This window comes from Tsuneonella mangrovi, assembly GCF_002269345.1.
Taxonomy (GTDB): Bacteria; Pseudomonadota; Alphaproteobacteria; order Sphingomonadales; family Sphingomonadaceae; genus Tsuneonella; species Tsuneonella mangrovi.
Window position 1 is genome coordinate 142,911 of sequence record NZ_CP022889.1, and the last position, 25,639, is coordinate 168,549.

24 protein-coding genes are annotated in these 25,639 nt (G+C 62.8%); 15 read left to right on the forward strand and 9 right to left on the reverse strand.

What is annotated here, in order from left to right:
• The first annotated feature begins 61 nt into the window (after nucleotides 1-61).
• The 6 genes from CJO11_RS00680 (at nucleotide 62) to CJO11_RS00705 (ending at nucleotide 7,487) form a co-directional block, all read left to right on the forward strand.
• The gene (locus CJO11_RS00680) at nucleotides 62-937 is read left to right on the forward strand and encodes an N-acetylmuramoyl-L-alanine amidase family protein (protein WP_095010978.1); all 876 of its coding nucleotides are present in this window, start codon (nucleotides 62-64) and stop codon (nucleotides 935-937) included.
• 44 nt (nucleotides 938-981) lie between these two features.
• Nucleotides 982-3,498 carry a penicillin-binding protein 1A gene (locus CJO11_RS00685; RefSeq protein WP_095010979.1) on the forward strand — a complete coding sequence of 839 codons (2,517 nt, stop codon included), beginning with the start codon at nucleotides 982-984 and terminating at the stop codon, nucleotides 3,496-3,498.
• 43 nt (nucleotides 3,499-3,541) lie between these two features.
• Complete coding sequence (locus CJO11_RS00690) at nucleotides 3,542-4,087, forward strand: peroxiredoxin (protein ID WP_095010980.1); 546 nt, start codon at nucleotides 3,542-3,544, stop codon at nucleotides 4,085-4,087.
• Nucleotides 4,088-4,179: 92 nt separating this feature from the next.
• Entirely contained in the window at nucleotides 4,180-5,307 is a 1,128-nt protein-coding gene (gene prfB / locus CJO11_RS00695; protein ID WP_095013132.1) for a peptide chain release factor 2, read from the forward strand.
• The gene (locus tag CJO11_RS00700; protein ID WP_095010981.1) at nucleotides 5,304-6,056 is read left to right on the forward strand and encodes a class I SAM-dependent methyltransferase; all 753 of its coding nucleotides are present in this window, start codon (nucleotides 5,304-5,306) and stop codon (nucleotides 6,054-6,056) included. Before prfB ends, CJO11_RS00700 begins: the two co-directional genes overlap by 4 nt.
• A 24-nt stretch (nucleotides 6,057-6,080) precedes the next feature.
• Nucleotides 6,081-7,487 carry an NAD(P)H-dependent flavin oxidoreductase gene (locus tag CJO11_RS00705; RefSeq protein WP_095010982.1) on the forward strand — a complete coding sequence of 469 codons (1,407 nt, stop codon included), beginning with the start codon at nucleotides 6,081-6,083 and terminating at the stop codon, nucleotides 7,485-7,487.
• Between the two features lie 2 nt (nucleotides 7,488-7,489).
• Here CJO11_RS00705 and leuA read toward each other — a convergent pair whose 3' ends face one another.
• Complete coding sequence (leuA, locus tag CJO11_RS00710) at nucleotides 7,490-9,169, reverse strand: 2-isopropylmalate synthase (protein ID WP_095010983.1); 1,680 nt, start codon at nucleotides 9,167-9,169, stop codon at nucleotides 7,490-7,492.
• A 324-nt stretch (nucleotides 9,170-9,493) separates the two neighbouring features.
• On the opposite strand from leuA, the gene glf reads away from it, so the two are divergent.
• Together glf and CJO11_RS00720 are read left to right on the forward strand one after the other, a co-directional pair.
• Entirely contained in the window at nucleotides 9,494-10,633 is a 1,140-nt protein-coding gene (gene glf / locus CJO11_RS00715) for a UDP-galactopyranose mutase (RefSeq protein ID WP_095010984.1), read from the forward strand.
• Entirely contained in the window at nucleotides 10,630-11,442 is an 813-nt protein-coding gene (locus tag CJO11_RS00720; RefSeq protein WP_095010985.1) for a glycosyltransferase family 2 protein, read from the forward strand. The genes glf and CJO11_RS00720 overlap by 4 nt, the downstream gene beginning before the upstream one ends.
• Nucleotides 11,443-11,522: 80 nt before the next feature.
• Here CJO11_RS00720 and ilvC read toward each other — a convergent pair whose 3' ends face one another.
• The 4 genes from ilvC to miaA form a co-directional block, all read right to left on the reverse strand.
• Nucleotides 11,523-12,542, reverse strand: a complete 1,020-nt coding sequence (gene ilvC, locus CJO11_RS00725; protein ID WP_095010986.1) for a ketol-acid reductoisomerase — start codon at nucleotides 12,540-12,542, stop codon at nucleotides 11,523-11,525.
• A 115-nt stretch (nucleotides 12,543-12,657) separates the two neighbouring features.
• The gene (gene ilvN, locus CJO11_RS00730; RefSeq protein ID WP_095010987.1) at nucleotides 12,658-13,173 is read right to left on the reverse strand and encodes an acetolactate synthase small subunit; all 516 of its coding nucleotides are present in this window, start codon (nucleotides 13,171-13,173) and stop codon (nucleotides 12,658-12,660) included.
• Nucleotides 13,174-13,354: 181 nt separating this feature from the next.
• Complete coding sequence (gene ilvB / locus CJO11_RS00740; protein WP_095010989.1) at nucleotides 13,355-15,100, reverse strand: biosynthetic-type acetolactate synthase large subunit; 1,746 nt, start codon at nucleotides 15,098-15,100, stop codon at nucleotides 13,355-13,357.
• A gap of 132 nt (nucleotides 15,101-15,232) precedes the next feature.
• Nucleotides 15,233-16,204, reverse strand: a complete 972-nt coding sequence (miaA, locus tag CJO11_RS00745; RefSeq protein WP_095010990.1) for a tRNA (adenosine(37)-N6)-dimethylallyltransferase MiaA — start codon at nucleotides 16,202-16,204, stop codon at nucleotides 15,233-15,235.
• Between miaA and serB the strand changes: the two genes are divergently transcribed.
• Nucleotides 16,197-17,090 carry a phosphoserine phosphatase SerB gene (serB, locus tag CJO11_RS00750; RefSeq protein WP_095010991.1) on the forward strand — a complete coding sequence of 298 codons (894 nt, stop codon included), beginning with the start codon at nucleotides 16,197-16,199 and terminating at the stop codon, nucleotides 17,088-17,090. The two genes, miaA and serB, sit on opposite strands and share 8 nt — an antisense overlap.
• Before the next feature lie 61 nt (nucleotides 17,091-17,151).
• Nucleotides 17,152-18,003, forward strand: coding sequence for a Coq4 family protein (locus CJO11_RS00755; protein ID WP_095010992.1), 852 nt, complete (start codon nucleotides 17,152-17,154; stop codon nucleotides 18,001-18,003).
• Here the strand turns inward: CJO11_RS00755 and CJO11_RS00760 are convergent.
• Genes CJO11_RS00760 through CJO11_RS00775 form a run of 4 tightly spaced genes read right to left on the reverse strand, consistent with a single transcriptional unit; the run spans nucleotide 18,000 to nucleotide 22,044 of the window.
• Nucleotides 18,000-18,668, reverse strand: coding sequence for a nitroreductase family protein (locus CJO11_RS00760; RefSeq protein ID WP_095010993.1), 669 nt, complete (start codon nucleotides 18,666-18,668; stop codon nucleotides 18,000-18,002). The two genes, CJO11_RS00755 and CJO11_RS00760, sit on opposite strands and share 4 nt — an antisense overlap.
• 29 nt (nucleotides 18,669-18,697) lie before the next feature.
• Nucleotides 18,698-20,953: a phosphoribosylformylglycinamidine synthase subunit PurL gene (gene purL, locus CJO11_RS00765; protein ID WP_095010994.1), complete on the reverse strand. Its 2,256-nt coding sequence runs from the start codon at nucleotides 20,951-20,953 to the stop codon at nucleotides 18,698-18,700.
• 45 nt (nucleotides 20,954-20,998) lie between these two features.
• A complete protein-coding gene (locus CJO11_RS00770) occupies nucleotides 20,999-21,649 on the reverse strand; it encodes a hypothetical protein (protein ID WP_095010995.1) in 651 nt (216 codons plus the stop codon).
• Entirely contained in the window at nucleotides 21,649-22,044 is a 396-nt protein-coding gene (locus tag CJO11_RS00775; RefSeq protein WP_095010996.1) for a DUF2177 family protein, read from the reverse strand. The genes CJO11_RS00770 and CJO11_RS00775 overlap by 1 nt, the downstream gene beginning before the upstream one ends.
• A gap of 49 nt (nucleotides 22,045-22,093) precedes the next feature.
• Here CJO11_RS00775 and CJO11_RS00780 point away from each other — a divergent pair, with 49 nt between their 5' ends.
• The 5 genes from CJO11_RS00780 to queA all read left to right on the forward strand — a co-directional run bounded on the left by CJO11_RS00780 (nucleotide 22,094) and on the right by queA (nucleotide 25,622).
• Nucleotides 22,094-22,360 (forward strand): exodeoxyribonuclease VII small subunit, encoded by a 267-nt coding sequence (locus CJO11_RS00780; protein WP_240504509.1) that lies wholly within the window; start codon nucleotides 22,094-22,096, stop codon nucleotides 22,358-22,360.
• Nucleotides 22,353-23,264, forward strand: a complete 912-nt coding sequence (locus CJO11_RS00785) for a polyprenyl synthetase family protein (protein WP_095010997.1) — start codon at nucleotides 22,353-22,355, stop codon at nucleotides 23,262-23,264. Before CJO11_RS00780 ends, CJO11_RS00785 begins: the two co-directional genes overlap by 8 nt.
• Nucleotides 23,264-23,776, forward strand: a complete 513-nt coding sequence (coaD, locus tag CJO11_RS00790; RefSeq protein ID WP_095010998.1) for a pantetheine-phosphate adenylyltransferase — start codon at nucleotides 23,264-23,266, stop codon at nucleotides 23,774-23,776. Before CJO11_RS00785 ends, coaD begins: the two co-directional genes overlap by 1 nt.
• A gap of 73 nt (nucleotides 23,777-23,849) precedes the next feature.
• Nucleotides 23,850-24,551, forward strand: a complete 702-nt coding sequence (locus CJO11_RS00795) for a peptidylprolyl isomerase (protein ID WP_095010999.1) — start codon at nucleotides 23,850-23,852, stop codon at nucleotides 24,549-24,551.
• A gap of 39 nt (nucleotides 24,552-24,590) precedes the next feature.
• Nucleotides 24,591-25,622: a tRNA preQ1(34) S-adenosylmethionine ribosyltransferase-isomerase QueA gene (queA, locus tag CJO11_RS00800; RefSeq protein WP_095011000.1), complete on the forward strand. Its 1,032-nt coding sequence runs from the start codon at nucleotides 24,591-24,593 to the stop codon at nucleotides 25,620-25,622.
• Nucleotides 25,623-25,639: the final 17 nt, after the last annotated feature.

Consider the following 25,639-nt stretch of genomic DNA (forward strand, 5'->3'; position numbering starts at 1 on the left):
GAGGGATTAACGGAGCAACCATATTGCGCTCGCACGCACGATGCCCTTTATCGGACCAACGATGTCGCTCCGCGTTCAGCTGTGGATGATCTTCCTGGCCCCCGTCGTGCTGATGGCGGGGCTCTATGCGTTCGGTCTTACGCTTCCGGTTCCGGCGCTGGGCCGCGGCTACGTTGTAAGGCTTGTGCTGCCGCCGCCCGGGGAGCCGGCCGACTTGCCCAAGGTCTACGGACCGAGCGACAAATCGCGTCCGCTGGTGGTGATCGATGCCGGACATGGCGGGTTCGATCCCGGTGCGACCGGTGGGGGCATCGAGGAAAAGGCGATCACGCTCGGGCTCGCCAAGGCGCTGCGCGACGAACTTGTGCGTGAAGGCGGAATCCGGGTGGCACTGACCCGCAGCGACGACCGGTTTCTCGTGCTCGAAGAGCGTTTCGCGATCGCCCGTGCGCTCGGCGCGCAACTGTTCCTGTCGATCCACGCGGATAGCGCCGGCAACCTCGACAATGTTTCGGGCGCGAGCATCTACACGCTGTCAAACAAAGCCTCTAGCGAGGCCGCGGCCCGGTTCGCGACGCGTGAAAACAGTGCCGACGTGGTAAACGGCGTGCCGCTAACCGGCCAGCAGGACGGGGTCAGCACGATCCTGGTCGAGCTGGCGCAGCGCCAGACCCAGGCCGACAGCAACGAGTTTGCAAACCTGATCCTGCGCGAAGGCAAGGGAATCCTGAAATTCCATTCGCAACCCAAACGATCGGCGGCGCTGGCGGTCCTGCGGTCGCCAGATGTTCCTTCGGTGCTCTACGAAGCCGGGTTCGTCACTAACCCGCAGGACGCTCACGAGCTGCTTTCGAACGAAGGGCGAGAACGCTTTGCGAAAGTCATGGCAAAGGCGATCCGGATCTATTTCGCGCGTCAGTCCGGGGAGGCGGGATGATTGGTTCTGGCATAGCCGGAACCAGATGCTAAGACCCACACGAAATGGCCGAAACCTCGACCCTCGAGCACATCCGATACCGTATCCGCCGCGACGCACAGGGCGTTGCCGCCTGGTTCATGCGCAACTGGCGCGAGCGCCGCCTGTTTCGCTGGCTCAGCGTTTTGGCCGGGGCAGGGCTTCTCGCCTTTCTGGCCATGTGGATCGCGCTGACTCGCAATCTGCCCGACGCAAGTTCGCTGCTCGACTACCAGCCTCCGCTGCCGACCGTAGTGCGCGGGATCGACGGGCAGATCGTTCATTCGTATGCCCGCGAGCGACGCGTCCAGCTGCAGTATTCGGACTTCCCGCCCAAGCTGATCGAAGCGTTCATCTCCGCCGAAGACAAGACGTTCTTCACCCATGGCGGGGTCGATATCACCGGCACGCTGGGGGCGGTGATCGACTACCTTAATCCGTTTCGCACCAAGCGCTCGGTCGGGGGGTCGACGATTACCCAGCAGGTCGCCAAGAACATCCTGCTGGGCGATGAATATTCTGTCACTCGCAAGCTGAAGGAAATGATCCTCGCGCGCCGGATCGAAGGCGCGTTGACGAAAGAACAGATCCTTACGCTGTACCTCAACGAAATCCCGCTGGGTCGGCGAAGCTTCGGCGTGCAGGCTGCGTCGCGGGCTTACTTCGACAAGGATGTGGGCGACCTCAATCTCGACCAGATGGCCTTCCTTGCTATCCTGCCTAAGGCGCCCGAACGCTATGGTAGGGCGAAGTTTCGCGACATGGCCGTGGCCCGCAGAAACTTCGTGCTCGACCAGATGCAGCGAAACGGTTTCATCACCGCCGAACAGGCCAGTAAAGCGGAAGCCGCGCCGATCAATCTAGCGACCACGACCACCAACCTGGACAAGGTCGATGCCGGCTACTTTTTCGAAGAAGTGCGCAAGCAACTGATCGCCAAGTTCGGCGAGACGGCAGCAGATGGGAAGAACAGCGTCTATGCTGGAGGGCTTTGGGTGCGTACCTCGCTCGATCCGGAATTGCAGACGGCTGCCCGAAGCGCCCTGCGCAACGGTATCCTGCGATACAGTGCTGGGAAAGCCTGGCCCGGAGCGCTCGCTAAGATTGACCTGTCAAAGGGTGACTGGCGATCGCAGCTGGCGTCATCGCCTCTGGGCATCGACTATCAAAACTGGCGGATAGGCGTCGTCACCGCGCGAAGCGGATCGCAAGGCACGATCGGATTCTCCGATGGCTCGACTGGGCCGCTTACCGGGATGCCCGATGCACTAAAGGCGGGAGATGTCATCGCGGTGCAGCCGTCCGGTGGAGCATTTGCCGTGCGCACGATTCCGTCGGTTTCTGGTGGTTTCCTTGTCGAGCAACCGCACACGGGCCGGATTCTTGCGATGCAAGGAGGTTTCGACTCACGCCTGTCGAACTTCAACCGCGCAACGCAGGCCTATCGCCAGCCTGGCTCGACCATCAAGCCGTTCGTGTACGCTGCCGCGCTCGACGACGGGATGACGCCCGCAAGCGAAGTGCCCGACCAGCCGTTCTGCTACTATCAAGGCGCGGCCCTGGGCGAGAAATGCTTCAAGAACTTCGGCGGGGAAGGCGGTGGAGGCATCCACACGATGCGCTGGGGTCTCGAGCAAAGCCGCAACCTGATGACCGTGCACATCGCGATGGATATCGGGATGCCCAACGTCGTGGACATGATCAAGCGGATGGGCATCGGCGACTACAAGCCCTATCCGGCGTTTGCGCTCGGTGCGGGCGATACGACCGTGCAAAAGATGGTCAACGCCTACACGGCGCTCGCCAATTTCGGCGTCCAGCACGAAGCGTCGGTGATCGATTTCGTGCAGGATCGCAACGGCAAGGTCATCTGGCGGGCGGACAAGCGCGATTGCAGCGGCTGTAACATGCCTGAGTGGGACGGCAAGCCGATGCCGCGCATCGCCGATGGCGGAAAGCAAGTGCTCGATCCGCGTACTGCCTACCAGGTGATCCACATGCTCGAAGGGGTCGTCCAGCGAGGTACAGCCGTGCGCTTGCGCTCGCTAGGACTGCCGCTGTTCGGCAAGACCGGGACGACGAGCGGGCCGACCAATGCGTGGTTCGTCGGCGGAAGCCCCGATATCATTGCCGGGATGTATATCGGTTACGACCGACCTCGGAACCTCGGCGGTTGGGTGCAGGGCGGCAACACCGCGGCACCGATGATGCTCGATTTCGTCAATGCCACGCGAGATCGCTGGCCCGACGAGCCGTTTATCGCTCCGCAGGGCATCCACATGGTCCGGATCGACCGCCAGAGCGGCAAGCGGGTGTTCGACGGCTGGCCGACCGAGGATCCGCTCGCGCCGATAATCTGGGAGGCGTTCAAGCCCGATACCGAGCCGCCGCGGGTAACCCGGCAAGACGAGATCGCCGCCAAGCGGGCAGAGATACTCGACCTGATCCGTCGGGGAACCGAGGCCGAGCAAAACGGCGGGCAAAACGCTGATCAAGGAGGCAAGAAAGGCAACTTTGCAGAAGAGCAGGGCGGCCTGTATTAGGCGTACGGACCGCAAGCTTCGTCCAGCAGAAGGATCGCAGACGATGAACAGAATCGTATTTGCCGCATTAGCGGGTGTCGCGCTTGCTGCCAGCCCGGCGAGAGCCGAGCTGCCAGTCGGAGCCTCGGCGCCGACGTTCGCTACGCAAGCGGCGCTTGGCGGCAAAGCCTTTGCCTTCAACCTCAAGGCTGCGCTCGCGAAGGGGCCGGTCGTGCTTTATTTCTTCCCTAAGGCGTTCACTCCCGGGTGCACGCTGGAAGCGCACGCATTTGCCGAAGCAACGCCCGAATTCGAAAAACTGGGGGCGACGATCATCGGGTTGTCGAACGACAATCTCGATGAGCTCAAGAAGTTCTCGGTGCTCGAGTGTCGCAACAAGTTCCCTGTCGGTGCTGCGACCCCTGCGATCGACGATGCCTACGATGTTCACTTGGTGAGGGACGGCAAGGACACTGGTCTTACCAGCCGCACCAGCTATGTGATCGACCAGTCAGGCAAGATCGTGCTTGTTCATTCCGACATGGACTACAAGGATCACGTCAAGCTCACGCTGGCTGCGGTGAAAAAGCTCGCGCAGGAACACCACTGAATCGATACCATCGGGGCGGCGCGCGCGCTGCTCTTTCGCAGATCGCCCGTCTCGTCTAGGCGGGCGACACATCGTGCTGGAGTAAAATGACCATGCGTGCCGAAGGGCAGGCCAATATCGACCGTATCGAAGCCGCGCTCGCGCTGGTGCGCCAGTCGCTCGACTGGGATCGCGCCGTTCGCAGGCTCGAGGAGCTGAACGCGCGCGTCCAGGATCCGACGCTGTGGGACAATCCCAAGGAAGCCCAGGCAATCGGCCGCGAACAGAAGCAACTCGAAACCGCAATCGGCACAGTCAACGAGATTTCGCAAGAGATGGCCGACGCGATCGAATTCGTCGAAATGGGCGAGGCCGAGGGCGAGGGCGACATTGTTGCCGATGGCCTTGCGAGCCTGCAGAAGCTGGCTGACCGGGCGGACGCGGACAAGGTCCAGGCGCTGCTTTCGGGTGAGGCCGACGCCAACGATACCTACCTCGAAATCCACGCCGGCGCTGGCGGCACAGAGAGCCAGGACTGGGCCGAAATGCTGCTGCGGATGTATGCCCGCTGGGCGGAGCGCAAGGGCTTCAAGGTCGAGACGGTCGAATACCAGGCGGGCGATGCCGCCGGGATCAAGTCCGCCACTCTGCTGCTGAAGGGCGAGAACGCCTACGGCTACGCCAAGACCGAGAGCGGCGTGCACCGGCTCGTGCGGATCAGCCCGTACGACAGTTCGGCGCGGCGGCACACCTCGTTCAGCTCGGTGTGGGTCTATCCGGTGATCGACGACGACATTGAAATCGAGATCAACGAAAGCGACCTCAAGATCGATACCTATCGCGCGAGCGGAGCGGGCGGGCAGCACGTCAATACCACCGATTCGGCGGTGCGCATTACCCACCAGCCGACCGGGATCGTCGTCGCCAGCCAAAACGACCGCAGCCAGCACAAGAACCGCGCCACCGCGATGTCGATGCTCAAGGCACGGCTGTTCGAGCGTGAAATGGCCGAACGAGAAGCTGCAGCGAGTGGGGAATACCAGGAAAAGAGCGACATCGGCTGGGGCCACCAGATCCGCAGTTATGTGCTACAGCCATACCAGCAGGTGAAAGACCTGCGCACTGGCGTGGTCTCGACCTCGCCTGACGACGTGCTCGACGGGGCACTCGATCCGTTCATCTCGGCGGCGCTGGCGCAGCGGGTGACCGGCGAGAAGGTCGAGGTCGAGGACGTCGAATGATTCGCATGCGCGCCCTCCCGGCTTGCGCATTGGCCTTGGCGATGATGATCGGCGCTTGCCAGCAGGCCAGCCAGGACAACACCCGCTCGCCCGAAGCGCGCGATTTCCCACGCGCCAATCGGCCGGTTTCCGCTCTTTCCGGCAGCCAGTATTCGAGCGAGGTCCAGCGTGATAGCGTGGGTGAAGCGCGGCGGGTCATGGCGCTGGCGGAGATCAGGCCCGGGATGACAGTGGCCGATATCGGTGCAGGCGAAGGGTATTACACGGTTCGGCTGGCTGGAAAGGTGGGCAGGAAGGGCCGGGTGCTTGCCGAGGATATCGACCGCGCCGCTCTGGAGCGCCTCGGCCAGCGGATCGAGCGCGAGCGGCTCGACAATGTCTCGGTCAAGCTCGGAACCGAGGATGATCCGAAACTCCCCGAGCACAGCTTCGACCGGATATTCATGGTTCACATGTTCCACGAAGTGAAGGAACCATACGCGTTCCTTTGGCACTTGTGGCCCGCGCTCAAGCCGGACGGCCTGGTGATCGTGGTCGATGTCGACCGGCCAAGCGGACAGCACGGCATCGATCCGCTGCTGCTCGCATGCGAATTCGAGCGCGTCGGCTTCAAGCTCGACACCTTCAAGGACGCGCCCGAACTGGCGGGGTACTATGCACAGTTCAAACGAGCCGCTACGAGGCCTGAACCCAAACAAATCAAGCCCTGCAGCCGCGATCAGTCCGCAGGTGCCCAAGAGTCGCACTAGATCGGGAACGGAAGAAGTAATTCGATGGCATTCAAGGGGTTGAAACCCGTCCAGTATGGCGGCCGTGAAGTCTGGCCGCTGATCGAAGGGGGCAAGGGCGTTTCAGCCACCAACCACGCGAGTTCGGGAGCGTGGGCCGCCGCTGGCGGAATCGGTACCGTCAGCGCCGTGAATGCGGACAGCTACGACGAAGACGGCAACCCGATTCCGCAAGTTTATCCGCAAGCGACGCGCAAGGAACGCTTCGATCAGCTCGTCCGCTATGCGATCGATGGCGCAACCGAGCAGGTAAAGCGCGCGCACGAGATCGCAGGCGGCAAGGGTGCGATCAATATCAACGTGCTGTGGGAAATGGGCGGTGCCCAGCAAGTGCTCGAAGGGGTGCTGGAAAACTGCCCTGGCCTGATCACCGGCGTCACGTGCGGGGCGGGAATGCCCTACAAGCTGGCCGAGATCGCCGCGAAGCATAACGTCTATTACCTTCCGATCATCAGCTCCGCACGGGCGTTCCGCGCGCTGTGGAAACGCAGCTATTCCAAGGTTCCGGACCTGATGGCAGCGGTCGTCTATGAAGATCCCTGGCTGGCAGGCGGTCACAACGGCCTTTCGAACGCCGAAGACCCGCGAAAGCCCGAAGACCCATATCCGCGCGTGAAGGCACTGCGCGAAACGATGCGCGCAGAAGGCGTTTCGGAAGATACTGCGATCGTCATGGCGGGAGGCGTATGGTTCCTGCGTGAATGGGAAAACTGGATCGACAACCCCGAGCTCGGCCAGATCATGTTCCAGTTCGGCACCCGTCCCCTGCTGACCGAGGAAAGCCCGATCCCGCAAGTGTGGAAGGAGATGCTCCGCACGGTGGAGCCAGGCGACGTGCTGCTCCACAAGTTCAGCCCGACCGGGTTTTATTCGAGCGCGGTCAAGACCCCGTTCCTTTACGATCTGATGCACCGCAGCGAGCGGCAGATACCAATTTTCAAGCGCGATGAGGAAGACGGCACGATCCCGTTAACGGACCACGGCAAGGCGAAGTATTTCTACGTCCACCCCGGTGACCAGCGCAAGGCACAGGCGTGGATGCACGAAGGCTTTACCGAGCCACTCAAGACGCCCGACGATACCGTGGTATTCACGACGCCCGAACAGGCCGAGCAGATCCGTGCCGACCAGCAGGGATGCATGGGCTGCCTGTCACACTGCCAGTTCTCGAGCTGGAAGGACCACGACAACAACACCACCGGTCGGCTGGCCGATCCGCGTAGCTTCTGCATCCAGAAGACCTTGCAGGACATCGCCCACGGCGGCGATCCGGACGAGAACCTCGCCTTTGCGGGCCATGCGGCATACCGCTTCAAGCAGGACCCGTTCTATTCGAACAACTTCACCCCGACAGTGAAGCAACTCGTCGAACGGATCCTGACTGGCGACTGATCTCAATTTGCCAAAGCGGCGGCCGAATTGGCTGCGCTAAGCACGGCGCGCACGCTGGCGGTGGCGATATCCTCGTCGATGCCGCAGCCCCAGATCGTCCGCCCCGCGCTGTCGGTGCATTCGAGATAGGCCGCAGCGCGCGCGTCGGTTCCGGTACGCAATGCGTGTTCGGTGTAGTCGACGACCTCGAGGTCGACCCCGAACGCCTCCTTGAGCGTCGACAGGACCGACGAGATCAGGCCGTTTCCGCGCCCCGACACCGAGCGGAGCTGCCCATCGACCTCGATCGTCCCGGCGAATACACGCGTACCGTCTGCTGCCTTGCCTTCTTCGTAGTCGACCAGCTGGAAGTGCTTGGGGCGGACCTGAACGTGGTAGGCCTTGCGGAAAGCGTCCCAGATGTCGCTGGCGTTGAGTTCGCGGCCCAGTTCGTCGGCCATGCGTTGGACATGTTTCGAGAAGTCCGCCTGCATCTTCTTGGGCAGTTTGAGGCCCTGGTCCTGCTCGAGCACCCACGCGAAGCCGCCTTTGCCGGACTGGCTGTTGACCCGGATGACGGCTTCGTAATTACGACCGAGGTCTGCCGGATCGATCGGCAGGTATGGAACCCGCCATTGTTCGTCGTTCTGCTTGTCGTGAGCCTCGAATCCCTTCTTGATCGCGTCCTGGTGGCTGCCCGAAAAGGCGGTGAACACCAGCTCGCCGCCGTAAGGATGACGCTCGTGGACCGGGATCTGGTTGCAGTATTCGACGGTCTCGATGATCCGATCGATGTCTGAGAAATCGATCTTTGGATCAATGCCTTGCGTGTACATGTTGAGAGCAACTGTCACCAGGCAGCAGTTGCCGGTGCGCTCGCCGTTTCCGAACAGGCAGCCTTCGACGCGGTCGGCACCTGCCATCAGGCCCAGTTCCGCAGCAGCGACGCCGGTGCCACGGTCGTTGTGCGTGTGGAGGCTGACAATCACGCTTTCGCGATTGGGAATGTGGCGGCAGAAATACTCGATCTGGTCGGCGTAGATGTTGGGCGTCGCCGCTTCGACCGTCGCGGGCAGATTGAAGATGATCGGATGATCGGGAGTGGGCCGGAGCACGTCCATCACTGCGCTGCACACCTCGACGCTGAAATCGAGCTCGGAGGTAGAGAAGGTTTCCGGACTGTATTCGAAATGCCAGTCGGTATCAGGGCGCTTGGCGGCTTCGTCGCGCAGGACCTTCGCGCCGTGGACTGCGATATCGCGCACTTCGTCGCGGCTCATCCGGAATACGATGTCGCGCCAGGCCGGACTCACTGCATTGTAAAGGTGGACGATTGCCTGCTTCGCTCCTTCGAGGCTCTCGAAGCTGGTGCGGATCAGGTCTTCGCGGCTTTGCGTGAGCACCTGCACCGTTACGTCATCGGGAATGCGGCCCGAACGCACGAGCTCGGAGATAAAGTCGAATTCGGTTGCGCCCGCGCTCGGGAAACCGACCTCAATCTCCTTCACGCCGATTTCCACCAGTAGGTCGAAAAAGCGGTTCTTCTTCACCGCGTCCATCGGGTCGACAATCGCCTGATTGCCATCGCGCAAGTCGGTGCTGAGCCAGCGTGGCGGAGTCGTGATCGCGCGGCCCGGCCATTGGCGGTCGGGCAAATCGATTTGCGGGAAGGGCCGATACTTGGCCGAAGGGTCTTTCAACATGAGATTGCGTTTTGCCTTGTCGTCTCGCGCACGGACCTCTTGGTCGCGCGCATCCTGTTCAGATCATTTCGTTTTGTCAGCCCTTAGGCGGTCTGCCCTGCGCTGGACGCAGGCGAAGGTTCGCGCCTAAGGGCGCGTAAGTCGAAGCAGGTTTAGGCGCGCGAAAACGCTCATGCGGTCTCTATGCGGCGCATTGCCGCGCGAGGCAACGGCAAATTTGGTCCTTCGGTAGAGGTGGCCCGAAGCTCTTCGAAGGGTTTCCAAGTGCGGAGCTTGCCACTAGGAGAGCGCCCGGTCACACAGTCCGAGTGATGGGGACGTCATTTGCCGAAACATGATTGGCTGATCGTCGGTGCCGGGTATGTCGGTGCGACGTTGGCGGAACGCATTGCTAGCCAGCTGGGCCAGAAGGTGCTGCTGATCGATCGGCGCAACCACATCGGCGGCAACGCCCATGACGTGCGGCAGGAAGATGGCTCGCTGCTGCATCTCTATGGCCCGCACATCTTTCACACCAACAGCAAGGCGATCTGGGACTATCTCAGCCAGTTCACCGAGTGGCGGCCGTATTTCCACCACGTGCTCGCGCACATCGACGGGCACTACGTGCCGCTGCCGTTCAACATCAACACGATCGAGGCGCTGTTTCCGCACGGTCTCGCCCAGCGGGCGATCGACGCGCTGGTGGACCGGGTCGGTTTCGGCAAGCGGGTGCCGATCCTCAAACTGCGCGAGACCGACGATCCGGTGCTGCGCGACCTGGCCGACTTCGTCTACGACAAGGTGTTCCTCAACTACACCAGGAAGCAGTGGGACCTCTCGCCCGAACAGCTCAACCCCGAGGTGACCGCGCGCGTTCCGATCCTGATCAGCCGCGACAACCGCTATTTCCAGGACGTCTACCAGGCGATGCCGGTCGATGGGTACACCGCGATGTTCGAGCGGATGCTCGACCACCCGTTGATCACTGTGGAGCTCGAGGCGGACTACTTCGCCTTGCCGGAAAGCGTGCGTTCGACCCGCACGATCTTCACCGGCCCGATCGATGAGTTCTTCGGTCACGAGCATGGGGCGCTGCCCTATCGCAGCCTGCGCTTTGACGTGCGACGCGGGAACCAGGGCGTTGCGCAGCGCGCCGCGACAATCAATTATCCCAACGAGTTCGATTTTACCCGGATCACCGAACAGAGCTATCTCGCACCGCCGACCCGGCAGAGCGATGCCAGCATCCAGATCTACGAATATCCGCAAGCCTACACGCCGGGCGAGAACGAACCGTATTACCCGATCCCGACCGAGACTAATCGCAAGCTGCTCAAGAAGTACCAGGATCTCGCCGACAGGGACGACAGCGGCACGTTGTTCGCCGGACGACTGGCCGACTACAGTTACTACAACATGGACCAAGCCTGCGGACGGGCGCTGGCGCTGTTCAACAAGGTAATCGCGGGAGAGAAGGGATGAGCGACGCAGCAACGGGTGGCGTGCGCTGGTCGATCGTCATGCCCTATTACAACGAGAAGGACTTTCTCGGCGCGACGCTGGACTCGCTCGGCCAGCAGGAATTCCGCGACTTCAAGCTGATCCTCGTCGATAACAATTCGACAGACGGTTCGGGCGACATCGCTCGCGAAGTCATGGCGAAGTATCCCGATATCGAGACGATCCACCTGCTCCAGACGGTGCAAGGTGCGGTCCCGGCGATCGAGATGGGGATCGATCACGTCGAGACAGAATTCCTGGCGACGTGCGATGCCGATACCTATTACCCGCCGCACTACATGGCGGTCGCCGCCCGGCTTCTAGCGAATGCCAAGCCCGGCATCGTCGCGGCGATGGCGATGGACCTTTACGGCAATCCGCATAGCCTCGCGAACCGGCGGCGGATGGCGCTGCGGGTGCTGGAGAGCAAGGTGTTCCGCAAGCAGGCGCACACCGGCGGCTACGGGTTCTGCTTCCGCACCGACGTGTTCCGCAAGGCGGGCGGCTATTCGCTCAAGCTGTGGCCTTATGTGCTCAACGATCACGAGGTGATGCAGCGGGTCTTCAAGCTCGGCGACGCGATCTATGCGCGCGATTTCTGGTGCCAGCCGTCGGACCGTCGCAGCGGCAAGCAATGGACGCTGTTCGAGCGGCTGCTCTATTTCGCTACCCCGTTCCACATGAAGGACTGGTTCTTCTACGATTTCCTCGGGCCGAGGTTCGAAGAGCGGCGCCAGTCGATCCTCAAGTTGCGCGAGCGCGAGTGGGAGAAGGACGACAAGAAGGGCTGAGCCAGGGATTTCCCTTTGCCAATAGCAAGACGGCCCCGACTCGCGTCGGGGCCGTTTCGATTCCGGCGGTGGAGTGGGCGCTAGTTCTTTTCCTTGTCGACCAGCTTGTTCGCCCCGATCCACGGCATCATCGCGCGCAGGCGAGCGCCGGTCTGTTCGATTGGGTGCGCTTCAGCAGCCTTGCGAGCAGCCTTGAGTTCGGGCTGGCCGGCGCGATTGTCGAGCACGAAGTTCTTCACGAACCGGCCCGAAGTGATATCGGCCAGCACGCGCTTCATCTCCGCTTTCGTCTCGTCGGTGATGATCCGCGGGCCGGTGGTGATGTCGCCGTATTCGGCGGTGTTCGAGATCGAATAGCGCATGTTGGCGATGCCGCCTTCATACAGCAGGTCGACGATCAGCTTGGTCTCGTGCAGGCACTCGAAATAGGCCATTTCCGGCGCATAGCCGGCCTCGACCAGCGTCTCGAAACCTGCCTGGATCAGGTGAGTGATGCCGCCGCACAGCACCGCCTGCTCGCCGAACAGGTCGGTTTCGCACTCTTCCTTGAAGTTGGTTTCGATGATGCCCGAACGGCCGCCACCGACGCCGCTGGCGTAGGCGAGCGCGACGTCGTGGGCGTTGCCGGTCGCATCCTGGTGGACCGCGATCAGGCACGGCACGCCGCCACCCTTCTGGTATTCGCTGCGCACGGTGTGGCCGGGGCCTTTCGGCGCGATCATGATCACGTCGATGTCGGCGGGCGGCTCGATCAGGCCGAAGTGGATGTTGAGCCCGTGCGCGAAGGCGATCGCGCTGCCGGGGCGCATGTGGCCCTTGATATCGTTGTCCCAGATCGCTGCCTGGTGCTCGTCAGGGGCGAGGATCATCAGCACGTCGGCCCACTCTGCGGCCTCGGTATTGGTCAATACCTTGAAGCCCGCGCCCTCGGCCTTCTTGCGGGTGGACGAACCTTCGCGAAGGGCAATGGCGACTTCCTTGACCCCGCTGTCGCGCAGGTTCTGCGCGTGTGCGTGGCCCTGGCTGCCATAGCCGACGATCGCGATTTTCTTGTCGGTGACCAGATTCAGGTCGGCGTCGGCGTCGTAATAGACTTTCATTTCGGTTTCCTCGTCACTCCCGGCGCTCGCCCGGGGCAGTCGTGTCCAGTGTTGTTATGCTCGGTCGGTTAGGCCGCTCGCCACCGGCGAGCGACGGAATTTTTCTTCGGGTGGCTCAAGCTCCCCCGGTGCCGCGCATCATGCCGACGATCCCGGTGCGGCCGACTTCGACCAGCCCGAGTTCGCGCATCAGGCCGATGAAGCTGTCGACCTTGTCGGGCGGGCCGGTGATTTCGAAGATGAAGCTCTCGGTAGTCGTGTCGACCGGTCGGGCGCGAAAGATATCGGCGAGGCGCAGCGCCTCGACCCGCTTTTCGCCTGTCCCGGAGACCTTCACCAGCGCCAGTTCGCGCTCGACGTGGGCGCCGGCCTCGGTCAGGTCGACGACCTTGTGCACCGGAACCAGCCGCTCGAGCTGGGCGTGAATCTGGTCTATCACCGGCGGCGGGCCATTGGTGACGATAGTGATCCGGCTGACCGCATGGTCTTCCGAGATATCGGCCACCGTCAGGCTGTCGATGTTGTAGCCGCGCGCGGTGAACAGCCCCGCGATCTTGGCGAGGATGCCTGCTTCGTTGTCGACGGTGATCGCGAGCACGTGTCGCTCGCCCTGGTCGGTTTTGATTTTCATTTGGCCTTCCCGGGAAGGTCTACGACGATTGAGTGGGTCGGGATCGGCATAACCACCAATCCGAATGCGATCAGCAGACTGACTAGACCCCAAGCGAAGTTCTTGCGTCGGAGGTCCCGGACGCCGAGTACAGCGAGCCAAACGGCTCCGGCGAGCGGAGCGGCAATGAGTAGCCAACCCATCACACCAGCGCCTTCGCTTCGTCGTTCATCGTGCCCGCAACGCGGTCGCCGTAGAGCAGCATCTCGGTGTGCGCCGCGCCGCTGGGGATCATCGGGAAACAGTTGGCTTCCTTCGAGACCAGGCAGTCGACGATTACCGGCCCGTCGTGGTCGAGCATCGCCTGGATGCCTGCGTCGAGACCCGCTTCGTCCTCGATGCGGATACCCTTCCAGCCATAGGCCTCAGCGAGCCGCACGAAGTCGGGCAGGCTGTCCGAATACGAGTTCGAATAGCGCGATTCGTAGGTCAGTTCCTGCCACTGGCGGACCATGCCCATGTATTCGTTGTTGAGGATGAACACCTTCACCGGCAGGCGGTACTGGCTCGCAGTGCCGAGTTCCTGGATGTTCATCTGGATGCTCGCTTCGCCGGCGATGTCGATCACCAGCTTGCCCGGGTTGCCGAGCTGCGCACCGATCGCCGCCGGAAGGCCATAACCCATCGTGCCGAGCCCGCCGCTGGTCAGCCAGCGGTTGGGCCCGAAGAAGCCGAAGTACTGAGCGGCCCACATCTGGTGCTGGCCGACTTCGGTGGTGATCACAGGGTCAGCATCCTTGGTCAGCGCGAACAGCCGCTCGATCGCCTTCTGCGGCATGATCTCCGCTTTGCTTTCGGGGTAGGCGAGGCTTTCGCGCGCGCGCCAGCCGGTAATGCGCGCCTTCCATTCGCCGAGATCCTTCGCCCGGCGGCCACCCCAGGCCGAGACCATCTGTTCCAGTACCGCGGCGCAATCGCCGAGGATCGGCAGGTCGACCGGCACGGTCTTGTTGATGCTCGCGCGGTCGATATCGATGTGGATCTTCTTCGAATCCGGGCTGAACGCATCGAGCCGACCGGTCACCCGATCGTCGAACCGCGCGCCGATGCAGACCATCACGTCGCACATGTTCATCGCCATGTTGGCTTCGTAGGTGCCGTGCATGCCGAGCATCCCGAGCCAGTCGGGGTGGTCTGCCGGAAATGCGCCGAGGCCCATCAGCGTGCTGGTGAGCGGGGCACCGGTCAGGTCCTGCAGCTGGCGCAGTAGCTCGCTCGCGCGCGGGCCGGAATTGATCACGCCGCCGCCGGTATAGAACACCGGGCGTTCGGCATTGGCGATCAGCTCGACCGCATCGATAATCTCATCGGGCGCGGCAACCGAAGGTGGGTTGTAGCGCGAGGAATTGGGCTTCGTGTCGTCCTGCGCGGCCCACGAGGCGAGCGCGACCTGCACGTCCTTGGGAATGTCGATCAGCACCGGCCCCGGGCGGCCAGTAGTGGCGATGCGGAACGCTTCCTCGATCGTCGCGCGCAGCTTCGCCGGGTCCTTCACCAGGTAGTTGTGCTTGGTGCAGTGGCGGGTGATGCCAATGGTATCGGCTTCCTGGAACGCGTCGGTGCCGATCAGCGGTGTGGCGACCTGACCGGTGATGACCACCAGCGGGATCGAATCCATGAACGCATCTGCGATGCCGGTCACCGCGTTGGTCGCGCCGGGGCCGGAGGTAACGAGCACAACACCGGGCTTGCCGGTCGAGCGGGCATAACCTTCGGCAGCGTGCGCCGCGCCCGCTTCGTGCCGCACGAGGATGTGGCGGATGCGCTTGTCGCTGAACAGTTCGTCGTAGATCGGCAGCACCGCGCCGCCGGGATAGCCGAACACGAATTCGACTCCCTGCTGCACGAGGCTTTCGACAAGGATGCTGGCGCCGCTGCGCTCTTCCACTTCAACTCTTCCTTCCGGCCGGGGCTGGTTGGCCCCTAGGCGCGTTACTCCAAAAAATCGACCCGGTGCGTTGGGGGGCGCACCGGGTCTCCTCTCAATTCGAGTCGAGTGCGCCCTACGGGTCACTAAATGTCATGTCAAGCCATAATTTAGAAATAAAGTTTCAAAATTATCTCCAAGATCGGAATTTTCAGCTTGGAGGCGCGGCCATGACGTCGGGCACTGGTGGCGAAACCAGGTGAACTGGCGTTTGGCGTAGTTCCGCGTCGCCTGTTGCCCCGCAGCGATTGCGTCGTCGCGCTGCAGGTCACCGCGAAGCATGGCAGCGATCTCCGGTACGCCGATTGCGCTCATCACCGGAAGGGCCGGGTCGAGATCGCGGGTGAGCAGACGCTCCACCTCCTCGATTGCTCCACCGTCCATCATCGCCACGAACCGGCGGTCGCATCGATCGTAGAGCCACATGCGCTCGGCTGTCAGGATTGCCGGGGCGAGGGCGATAACGCTGGCAATCCCGCCTTCCTTGCGGGCTTGCCAATGGGCGAGGGGGAGTCCGGTCGAGCGCACGACTTCCAGCGCCCGGGCAATCCGCGTGGTGTCGTTGGGAGAGACTTGCGCTGCGCGTTCGGGATCCACGCTCTCGAGCGCTGCATAGGCTTGCGCTACCGGCAGGGCGCGAACCTCCTTGCGCACGGCGGGCTCGATTGGCGGGATCGGCGCAATCCCGTCGAGCAAGGTGCGAATGTAAAGTCCGGTCCCACCGACCAGGATTGGCAGTGCGTCGAGGGAATGCGCCCCTGTAATTTCGGCCTTGGCCGCGGCGGCCCAATCGGCGGACGAACACGCCTCCGCACCGTCCCAAGTGCCGAACAGGCGATGCGGGACTCCAGCCATCTCGGCCTCGCTCGGCCGTGCGCTCAGCACCGCAAGGTCGGCATAGACTTGCGCACTGTCGGCATTGATCACCACCGAGTGCAATCCACGGCTTTCGCGCAGTTTTGCCAATCGCACTGCCAGATCGCTCTTGCCGCTCGCTGTCGGCCCTGCAATGAGCGCGACCGGCGGCCCCGATCCGAACGTCCGCGGAGAATTTCCAATGCTCATCGCTCGTCTGATAGCAGACCCGCAAGGGCTTGAAACACGTCTCGACGCCGCCAGCGCCGCGATCGAGGGCGAAGGGATGCGCATTGCGGCAGCCGTCATGCTCGATTTCTGCGGCGACGTGCTCCAACTTGCCCTACCGACAGGCGAACCGAAGGTGCTGCGCCGGGTGCTCGACGAGCATTTCGCTCCGGCGGACATGCTGGTCTCGCAGGTCGACCTGCGGGTGCCCGACGTATTCGTGTCGGACATGGATTCGACGATGATCGGGCAGGAATGCATCGACGAATTGGCCGACTATGCCGGGATCAAGCCGCAGATCGCCGCAATCACCGAACGCGCGATGCAGGGGGAACTCGACTTCGAGAGCGCGCTGCGCGAACGGGTCGGCTTGCTCGAAGGGCTCGGAGAAAGCGCGATCCAGCAATGTCTCGACGAACGCATTCGGCCCAATTCCGGCGCGCGCGTGCTGGTCGAAACGCTCAAGAACCACGGGTGCCGCACGGTTCTGGTGACCGGCGGGTTCCATCACTTCGCCGATCCGGTGGCCGAGGCGATCGGCTTCGAGCGCGTGGTCGGCAATCGGCTCGAGGTCGAGGGCGGAAAGTTGACCGGCAAGCTGGTCGGCGCGATCACCGACAGCTCGGTGAAGGAACGGGTCCTACGTGAAGAGCTGGCAGCGCTGGGAAGCGAAGCGCTGAGTATGGCCGCCGGCGATGGCGCCAACGACATTCCCATGTTGAAGGCTGCGACCTGGGGCATCGCCTATCGCGCCAAACCCAAGGCGCGGGCGGCGTCCAACGGCACGATCGATCGCGGCGACCTCACTGCAATCCTCGACCTGCTCGGCATTCCGCGCGACGAATGGGTGGGATCGGTCGACGACTGACCTTTTCAGTTGCCGATTGAAACGCTATATTGACAATTCTGTCAGTAAGGCTGTTCCCACGATGACCGAACACACGACTGTTTCCAACGCCGTTGCCGCGTCTCTCTGCGCGCCGGATGGCACGCTGTTCTGCGATCCCGCGCGCGAGATGCCCAAGCGCGATGTGCGCAAGGCGCTTCACCACTTCCGCGAGCTGATCAAGGACAAGGAAGACACCGCGCAGGTCTTCAAGATCTATGACGCGCTGCCTTCGAAGCACTTTCGTCCGCGCGCGCAGTCACTGACGCTGAGCGAGCGCGGCGAAGCGCTGCGGGCATCCGAACCGTTCCTGCCATCGATCCTCGACGATCACGACGCCTTGCGGAAGCTGCCCAAGGGCAGTGTTGCCCATGCGTACGTCGATTTCATGGAGAGCGAAGGGCTGACCGCAGCTGGCCTGGTCGAGGAGTCCGAGAAGTCCGGCCGTCCGCGTTATGGCGACCTCATGGAATGGTACGGCTTTCGCCAGCGCGACACGCACGACTTGCTACACGTGTTGACGGGTTATGGCCGCGATGCACTCGGCGAGCAGTGCGTGCTGCTGTTCACCCACGGCCAGAGCCCGGCACCGGGACACTTGCTGCTCGGCTATGCGGGGGCGGCCAACATCAAGAAGACGGTGAAAAGCAAGGCTCCGGTATTCCGTGCCGTCCGCGAGGCGCACCGTATCGGGAAGGCTTGCCCGCCGATTGCCGAGATGTCGATCCGCGAACTGCTCGCGATGGACCTTGCCGACGTGCGCAAGCGTTTCGGTATTGCGGAGCACAAGTGGTACAAGAAGTGCCACGAGGTCTGGCGGAGCGAAGGGATCGATCCCTACGATCTGATGGCCAAGAATATGCCCGCCGAAGGTGAGGCGGCGCTCGCGGCCTAAAGCCAGCTGGCGATCTGCTCGAGCGGTTTCTTCCGCAGCGCGTGCTCGGTCACGGTCGCGTCGGGGGCAGGGTGCCCGGCGACGATAATCATCAGCGGTTTTTCGTGCGCCGGACGGCCACAAATCTCGCGCAGGAAGCCCATCGGGCTTGGTGTGTGCGTCAGCGTCGCGAGGCCTGCCTCGTGTAGCGTCGCCAGCAGCATGCCGCAGGCGAGCCCGACGCTTTCGGTCACGTAGTAGTTCGTCGCCTCTCCGTCTTCCTCGATCCCGCCCTTTCGCTGCGCGAAGCAGACGATCAACCACGGCGCGGTCTCAAGGAACGGCTTGTCATGATCGGTGCCGAGAGGGGCGAGCGCGTCGAGCCATTCCTGGCTTGCCCGGTGAGCGTAGAAATCGCGCTCCTCCGCCTCGGCGGCCAGCCGGATTTCGCGCTTCGCCTCGGGCGACGATACCGCGACGAAATGCCACGGCTGGTGGTTCGCGCCGCTGGGCGCAGTACCGGCTGCCCGGATGGCGCTTTCGATCACCTCGCGCGGCACCGGATCGGCGGTGAATGCGCGACACGTGCGTCGCGTGGCAAGTCGCTCATATGCGGCGCGAGCGCGTGCGACGCGCTCTTCGTTGGGAAATGCGGGCAGGGCCGGGAACGGTTGCTCGGTAGTCATGGTGCCGGTTGTGCCAGCAACATGCGCGACTAGCCACCCATCCAGCCGGCAAAGAAGCTCTGGTGCGCTGTGCGCAATTCATCGAGCGTGACCTTGGCGATGGTCGTCTGGTCGTCCGGGCCGATGCGGACTACGTCGCCGCCGGTCCAGCCGATGAAGCAGCAGCCTACCCCGGCATCCTCCGCCATCTTCTCGACGACGTGCGAATCGTGTGGTTCGGTCACGAGATAGCGACCCTGGTTTTCGGCAAACACCGACCAGGCGTGATGGATCTTCTCGCTGTCGACGTAGTCCTCGAACGCGCCGGTGACGAGGTGCGCACCATGCCCGCCCGCGAGCGCCATTTCGGCCACTGCGACCAGGATACCGCCGTCGGACACATCGTGAACCGCAGTCACGATTTGGTCGGCAATCAGCTGGCGGACGAATTCGCCGTGCAGGCGCTCCTTGGCGAGATCGACCTTGGGCGGTTCGCCTGCCGACATCCCGTGGCAGATGTCGAGCCACGCCGATTGCCCGATGTGCGGAATGCATTTGGGGTCGGCACCAAGCAGCATGATTTTCTGCGCGCCATCCTTAAATGCCATGCTCGCGAGAGTGGCATAGTCGTCGATCAATCCGACGCCGCCAATCGCCGGGGTCGGCAGGATCGCCGAGCCGCCGCCGGTCGCCTTGCTTTCGTTGTAAAGGCTGACGTTGCCGCTGACGATCGGGAAGTCGAGCGCACGGCACGCCTCGCCCATGCCTTCGAGTGCATGGACGAATTGCGCCATGATCTCGGGCCGCTGCGGGTTGGCGAAATTGAGGCAATTGGTCACTGCCAGTGGGCGCGCACCCACCGCGGAGAGGTTGCGATAGGCTTCGGCAATCGCCTGCTTCCCGCCTTCATAAGGGTCCGCGTAAACGTAGCGCGGGGTGCAATCGGTGGTGATCGCCAGAGCCTTCCTGGTGCCGTGGACCCTGACTACGCCGGCATCGCCGCCGGTCTGCAGCGTGTCTGCGCCGACCTGGCTATCGTACTGTTCGGCGATCCATCCGCGCGAGGCGAGGGCGGGGCTGGCCATCATCTTGAGCAGGTCTGCCCCGATATCGGCGCTCTTGGGCCGGTCGGACAGCGGTTTGACATTGGCCCATGCCTTGTAGTCGGCCTTCGAGAGGCAGGGGCGGTCGTATTCGGGTGCGTCTGCCGCAAGCGGGCCGAGCGGGATATCGCACACCACCTCGCCGCCGAATTCGAGCACCATGTGCTGCGTGTCGGTCACTTCGCCAATGACCGCGAAGTCGAGCTCCCACTTGCGGAAGATCTCGGCGGCCATCTCTTCCTTGCCGGGCTTCAAAACCATGAGCATCCGCTCCTGGCTCTCGCTCAGCATCATTTCGTAGGGCGTCATGCCCTCTTCACGGCACGGCACCTTGTCCATGTCGAGCCGGATGCCCGCCTTGCCGTTGGTCGCCATCTCGACGCTCGAGCTGGTGAGGCCCGCTGCGCCCATGTCCTGGATCGCGACGATCGCGTCGGTCGCCATCAGTTCCAGGCAGGCTTCGATCAGCAGCTTCTCGGTAAACGGGTCGCCGACTTGCACGGTCGGGCGTTTTTCCTCCGCATCCTCGGCGAAATCGGCGCTTGCCATCGTTGCGCCGTGGATCCCGTCGCGCCCGGTCTTCGAACCGACGTAAACGATCGGATTGCCGACGCCTGTTGCGGCCGAGTAGAATATCTTGTCGGCATCGGCGACGCCCACGGTCATCGCGTTGACAAGAATGTTGCCGTCGTAAGCCGGGTGGAAATTCGTCTCGCCACATACCGTCGGCACGCCCACGCAGTTGCCGTAGCCACCGATACCCGCGACTACGCCCTGCACCAGATGCTTCATCTTGGGATGCTCGGGCCTCCCGAATCGCAGCGCGTTGGCATTCGCGACTGGTCGTGCGCCCATCGTAAACACGTCGCGCAGGATTCCGCCGACGCCGGTTGCCGCACCCTGGTAGGGCTCGATGTAGCTCGGGTGGTTGTGGCTCTCCATCTTGAAGATCGCCGCCTGCCCGTCACCGATATCGATTACGCCCGCGTTCTCGCCCGGCCCGCAAATCACCCACGGGGCCTCGGTAGGCAGTTTCTTGAGGTGCAAGCGGCTCGACTTGTAGCTGCAGTGCTCGGACCACATGACCGAGAAGATGCCCAGTTCGACAAGATTGGGCTCGCGCCCCAGTGCATGAAGCACGCGCTCGTATTCTTCGGGGCTGAGGCCGTGGGCCTCGACGACGTCCGGTGTGATTTCGGCCATGCCCGCGCCCTTAGCGAGCGCGGACGGGAGTCGCTAGCCCAACCTTCAGCGATGCCGGCGGGTTGTCCCCACCCACCATGCCAGCGCGGTCGCGACGGCGTATCCGACCAACCCCAGTACCGCCATCGGTGCCACCGCCGCGCCCGCTTCGGGCGGCGGTCCGAACCAGTTGAACGCTTGCATCGCCAGCATCACGAGCCCGAGAATGACGAGCGGAAGCGGGGGGCCGTCGGTCCGTCGCGCGTTCCACCACATCGCGCCGTAGGTGAGGCCAAGCTCGAGCGGCATTTCGATCCACGGGTAGTTCCATAAGCCGAACCCAAACATCGGCGGGGCCCCGTCGATAGTGAGGTCAGGACGGTGGACCAGCAGGTCGAGCAGCCAGTGCGACAGCACAACCATTGCCGCGATCAGTGCGGCAAACCGGTCGCGCGTGAATACCCAGACAATCGCGCCAAAGGCGCCAGCAAAGATGCAGGATCCGATCAAGCTGTGGGTAAATCGCATGTCATACAAGTCCATCGGGTTCATCGCTGTGATCCCGGGAACGAACCGCATGTGCTCGATGCCGAGCAGCACAAAGATAAAGAATGCCCAGTCGACCAACTGTGCAGCAACGAACAGCGTGCCCAGCTTGGGAGACCTGTCGCTGGCGGCACGAGCGGCAAAGGCGGCGGACCAGTGGCCGATGAACATCAGTGCATTCTCCTTACGACCCAAGTGGTTATCGTTGCTGAAAGGGCTGTGGCGAACGAGCCCCAAGCGATGTCTATTATTGTCACGGAAGTAGCCCAGACCTTCATGGTGGCCTGGTTGGTCAGATCGTAAGTACCGTAAGCAATTGCCCCGAGAATGGCTCCATTTATGGCGGCATGCCCGATGCCTCGCGACATGCCCGCTTGCACCGCAAACCAGACGACTGCAGCAACATAGGCAAGATAAAACAGGGCTGCGGGAGCGAGCCGGAACTCATCTGCGAGAATCGAACCGAGGACTGGCCGGTAGAGGTTCGGTCCAGACCAGCTGAGCCACATGGCGTCGATCATGCCGAAGATCAGAAAGCATGTTGCGTAAGCGACGATCCATTTCATTCGGTTTCCTCCACCTCTCGCAGCTTGACCCGGTGGCGGCGGACGGTCAATGCATGCAGTCGAAATGGCAGAGGATGTTTCCGATATTTCGCAGATGACTTTCGAGGCGGCGCTTGGCGCGCTTGAAGACGTCGTGCGCCGGCTTGAAAGCGGCGATGTTCCGCTTGATGCGTCGATCGACCTCTATGAGCGGGGCGAGGCCCTTCGGAAGCATTGCCAGGCGCGCCTCGATGCAGCGCAAGCGCGGATCGAGAAGATTGTTGCCGGCCCAGACGGGTCCATCTCCGGAACCGCCCCGTTCGACGCCGATGGCTGACCAGCAACCTGAGGCAGATCTGCAACTGGCCGAAGCGTTCGCGCGGATCCAGGCCGATGTCGATGCACGGTTTGATGCGTTCCTGCCGATCCCCGACGATTCGCGCGCCCGGCTGGTTGAAGCGATGCGCTATGCCGTGATCGGTGGCGGCAAGCGCGTGCGACCACTGCTCACGGTGACGACGGCTGCGCTCTATAACGTCGACCGCGATCTGGCCGAACGCGCGGGCTGCGCGGTCGAAGCGATCCACGCCTATTCGCTTATCCACGACGATCTTCCATGCATGGACGACGACGATCTGCGCCACGGCAAGCCGACCGTGCACAAGGCGTTCGATGTCGCGACCGCTGTGCTGGCGGGCGATGCGCTCCACGCGCTGGCGTTTGAAATCCTGTCGATGCCCGAAACCAGCGGCGATCCCTACGTTCGCGCCGAGCTGATCGAAACGCTCGCCTCGGCCAGCGGTTTCGGCGGGATGGCTGGCGGCCAGATGATGGATATCATGGCAGAGGGTGCCGATTACGATCTCCACACGATCACCCGCCTCCAGCAACTCAAGACCGGTGCGCTGCTCGGCGCGGCAGTAGAGATGGGGGCGATCCTCGGGCGCGTACCGCGCGACCAGCGCGGGCATTTGCACAATTTCGCGCGTGATATTGGCCTTGCGTTCCAGATCGCCGACGATCTGCTCGACGTCGAAGGTGACGAAGCGTCCACGGGAAAGGCACTGCGCAAGGACCAAGGTGCAGGCAAGGCCACCTTCGTATCGCTGATGGGGGTGGAGCAGGCCCGGGACCAGGCAAAGGCTCTTGTCGAGCAGGCCATCGGTCACTTGGCGATTTACGGCTCCGAAGCCGACCTGTTGCGCGCATTGGCGCGGTTTATCGTATATAGGGACCGTTAATGGCAGATCGCATTGGCATCTATCCGGGCACTTTCGACCCGATCACGCTGGGCCACGCAGACATCATCCGGCGCGGCAGCAAGCTGGTCGACAAGCTTATCATCGGGGTCACGACCAATCCCAGCAAGAACCCGATGTTCTCTCCGGAAGAGCGGATGGCGATGGTCGAACGCGAAGTTGCCTCGCTCGGGCTCGAAAACGTCGAAGTCGTCGGTTTCAATGCGCTCTTGATGCACTGGGCGGAGAAGATGGGGGCTAGCGTGATCGTGCGCGGTCTGCGCGCAGTCGCCGATTTCGAGTACGAATACCAGATGGCCGGGATGAACCAGCAGCTCAACGAGAACATCGAGACGGTGTTCCTGATGGCCGACGTTTCGCTCCAGCCGATCGCGTCGAAACTGGTCAAGGAAATCGCCATGTTCGGCGGAGAAATCGCACCGTTCGTGAGTTCGCAGGTGCGCGAGGATGTGAAATCGCGTGTCGCCAAGTTGGGGCGCCGCGGCGACCTGTGAACGTCATTCATTGATCCGACAGTCCGCGCCCGCTAGGGCCAGCGTCAATTATCTATAGGCTTACGGAAAACCGATGCTCAAACGCCTGATTGCCGCCTGTGCGCTTGCCGTGCTGGCCCTTACTTCCTCGGTCGCGCTCGCGCAGGACAAGGCCGATGCCGCACCGGAAAAGCCCAAGGTCTATCCGCCGGTCGATTTCAACATGAAGGACGATCCGGAGAACATCCTCCTGCTCGACCTGTCGAACGGCAAGCGGGTCGCGATCCGCCTGATGCCGAGCTGGGCGCCCAATGCGGTCGAGCGGATCAAGACGCTTACCCGCCAGGGGTTCTACGATGGCGTGATCTTCCACCGCGTGATCGACGGGTTCATGGCGCAGACCGGGGATCCGACCGGCACCGGCAGGGGCGGGTCCAAGCTTCCCGACCTGAAGGCCGAATTCAACCCGATGCCGCATTTGCGCGGTTCGGTCTCGATGGCGCGCGCGAGCGACCCCGATAGCGCCAACAGCCAGTTCTTCATTATGTTCTACCCGCGCTTCAGCCTCGACAAGAAGTACACCAACTTCGGTCGGGTGATTTCGGGGATGGACGGGGTCGACGCGATCCACCGTGGCGAGCCGCCCGCAGACCCGACTTACATCGTCCAGGCATCGATCGCGGCCGATAACAAGCCGCAGAAGTTTGCTCCGCCGCCCAAACCGGCGAACGACGACGGCCCGGTTACCGCCGACATGCTGAACGCACCGCAAAAGGATGCTTCGGCGCAGCAGTGACCTTTCCATCGCGCCGCGCTGCGCCTAGGGGCGCGTGCCATGCGCGTTGACCTGTTCGATTTCGAGCTTCCCCAGGACCTGATCGCCCTGCGTCCGGCGCGGCCGCGCGACTCTGCGCGCATGCTGGTGGTCGAAGGGCAGGACGCCCCGCTTTCCGATCGCATCGTGCGCGACCTGCCGTCATTCCTGCGCTCGGGCGATGTGCTGGTCTTCAATGATACCCGGGTGATCCCCGCGCAGCTTGAAGGCCGGCGTGGCGAAGCGCGGATCGGAGCGACCCTGCACAAGCGGATCGATTTGCGGCGCTGGCAGGCATTCATTCGCAATGCCAAGCGCTTGCACCATGGCGACGCTATCGAGTTTCAGGCGGGTGTTTCGGCCATCGCCGAGATGCATCATGAAGATGGCAGCTGGACCCTTGCATTCGCTGGCGAGGAACCGGTCGAAGTGCTGCTCGAGCGCGCAGGGCGGATGCCGCTGCCGCCCTACATCGCTGGCAAACGTGCCACCGACGAGGCGGACAAGAGCGACTACCAGACGATGTTTGCGCGCGAGGATGGCGCGGTAGCAGCCCCGACGGCGGCACTCCACTTCACGCCCGAGCTGACTGCAGCGCTCGATGCTGCCGGGATCGGGCGCGAAACCCTGACACTGCATGTCGGTGCGGGCACATTCCTTCCGGTCAAGGCGGACGATACCGACGATCACCGGATGCACGCGGAGTGGGGCCGGATCGAACCCGAGGTAGCCGAACGGCTCAACGCTGCTCGCCGGGGCGGGGGACGACTGATAGCAGTCGGGACGACTTCGCTGCGCCTGCTCGAAAGTGCAGCCGATGAAGATGGAACGATCCGTCCATTCGCGGGCGATACCGCGATCTTCATCACACCGGGCTATCGCTTCAAGGCGATCGACGGACTGATGACCAATTTCCACCTGCCGCGCTCCACGCTGATGATGCTGGTCAGCGCCCTGATGGGCCGTGAGCGGATGATGGCGGCGTATGCATATGCCATTGGCGAGGGGTATCGCTTTTACAGCTACGGCGATTCTTCCTTGTTGCTGCCATGAGCTTGCATTCCGGTGGC

Coding starts and splice junctions, on each gene's coding strand:
- CJO11_RS00680 (WP_095010978.1), top strand. CDS start 62: ATGTCGCTCCGCGTTCAGCTGTGGATGATCTTCCTGGCCCCCGTCGTG.
- CJO11_RS00685 (WP_095010979.1), top strand. CDS start 982: ATGGCCGAAACCTCGACCCTCGAGCACATCCGATACCGTATCCGCCGC.
- CJO11_RS00690 (WP_095010980.1), top strand. CDS start 3,542: ATGAACAGAATCGTATTTGCCGCATTAGCGGGTGTCGCGCTTGCTGCC.
- prfB (WP_095013132.1), top strand. CDS start 4,180: ATGCGTGCCGAAGGGCAGGCCAATATCGACCGTATCGAAGCCGCGCTC.
- CJO11_RS00700 (WP_095010981.1), top strand. CDS start 5,304: ATGATTCGCATGCGCGCCCTCCCGGCTTGCGCATTGGCCTTGGCGATG.
- CJO11_RS00705 (WP_095010982.1), top strand. CDS start 6,081: ATGGCATTCAAGGGGTTGAAACCCGTCCAGTATGGCGGCCGTGAAGTC.
- leuA (WP_095010983.1), bottom strand. CDS start 9,169: ATGTTGAAAGACCCTTCGGCCAAGTATCGGCCCTTCCCGCAAATCGAT.
- CJO11_RS00720 (WP_095010985.1), top strand. CDS start 10,630: ATGAGCGACGCAGCAACGGGTGGCGTGCGCTGGTCGATCGTCATGCCC.
- ilvC (WP_095010986.1), bottom strand. CDS start 12,542: ATGAAAGTCTATTACGACGCCGACGCCGACCTGAATCTGGTCACCGAC.
- ilvN (WP_095010987.1), bottom strand. CDS start 13,173: ATGAAAATCAAAACCGACCAGGGCGAGCGACACGTGCTCGCGATCACC.
- serB (WP_095010991.1), top strand. CDS start 16,197: ATGCTCATCGCTCGTCTGATAGCAGACCCGCAAGGGCTTGAAACACGT.
- miaA (WP_095010990.1), bottom strand. CDS start 16,204: ATGAGCATTGGAAATTCTCCGCGGACGTTCGGATCGGGGCCGCCGGTC.
- CJO11_RS00755 (WP_095010992.1), top strand. CDS start 17,152: ATGACCGAACACACGACTGTTTCCAACGCCGTTGCCGCGTCTCTCTGC.
- CJO11_RS00760 (WP_095010993.1), bottom strand. CDS start 18,668: ATGACTACCGAGCAACCGTTCCCGGCCCTGCCCGCATTTCCCAACGAA.
- purL (WP_095010994.1), bottom strand. CDS start 20,953: ATGGCCGAAATCACACCGGACGTCGTCGAGGCCCACGGCCTCAGCCCC.
- CJO11_RS00770 (WP_095010995.1), bottom strand. CDS start 21,649: ATGTTCATCGGCCACTGGTCCGCCGCCTTTGCCGCTCGTGCCGCCAGC.
- CJO11_RS00775 (WP_095010996.1), bottom strand. CDS start 22,044: ATGAAATGGATCGTCGCTTACGCAACATGCTTTCTGATCTTCGGCATG.
- CJO11_RS00780 (WP_240504509.1), top strand. CDS start 22,094: ATGCATGCAGTCGAAATGGCAGAGGATGTTTCCGATATTTCGCAGATG.
- CJO11_RS00785 (WP_095010997.1), top strand. CDS start 22,353: ATGGCTGACCAGCAACCTGAGGCAGATCTGCAACTGGCCGAAGCGTTC.
- coaD (WP_095010998.1), top strand. CDS start 23,264: ATGGCAGATCGCATTGGCATCTATCCGGGCACTTTCGACCCGATCACG.
- CJO11_RS00795 (WP_095010999.1), top strand. CDS start 23,850: ATGCTCAAACGCCTGATTGCCGCCTGTGCGCTTGCCGTGCTGGCCCTT.
- queA (WP_095011000.1), top strand. CDS start 24,591: ATGCGCGTTGACCTGTTCGATTTCGAGCTTCCCCAGGACCTGATCGCC.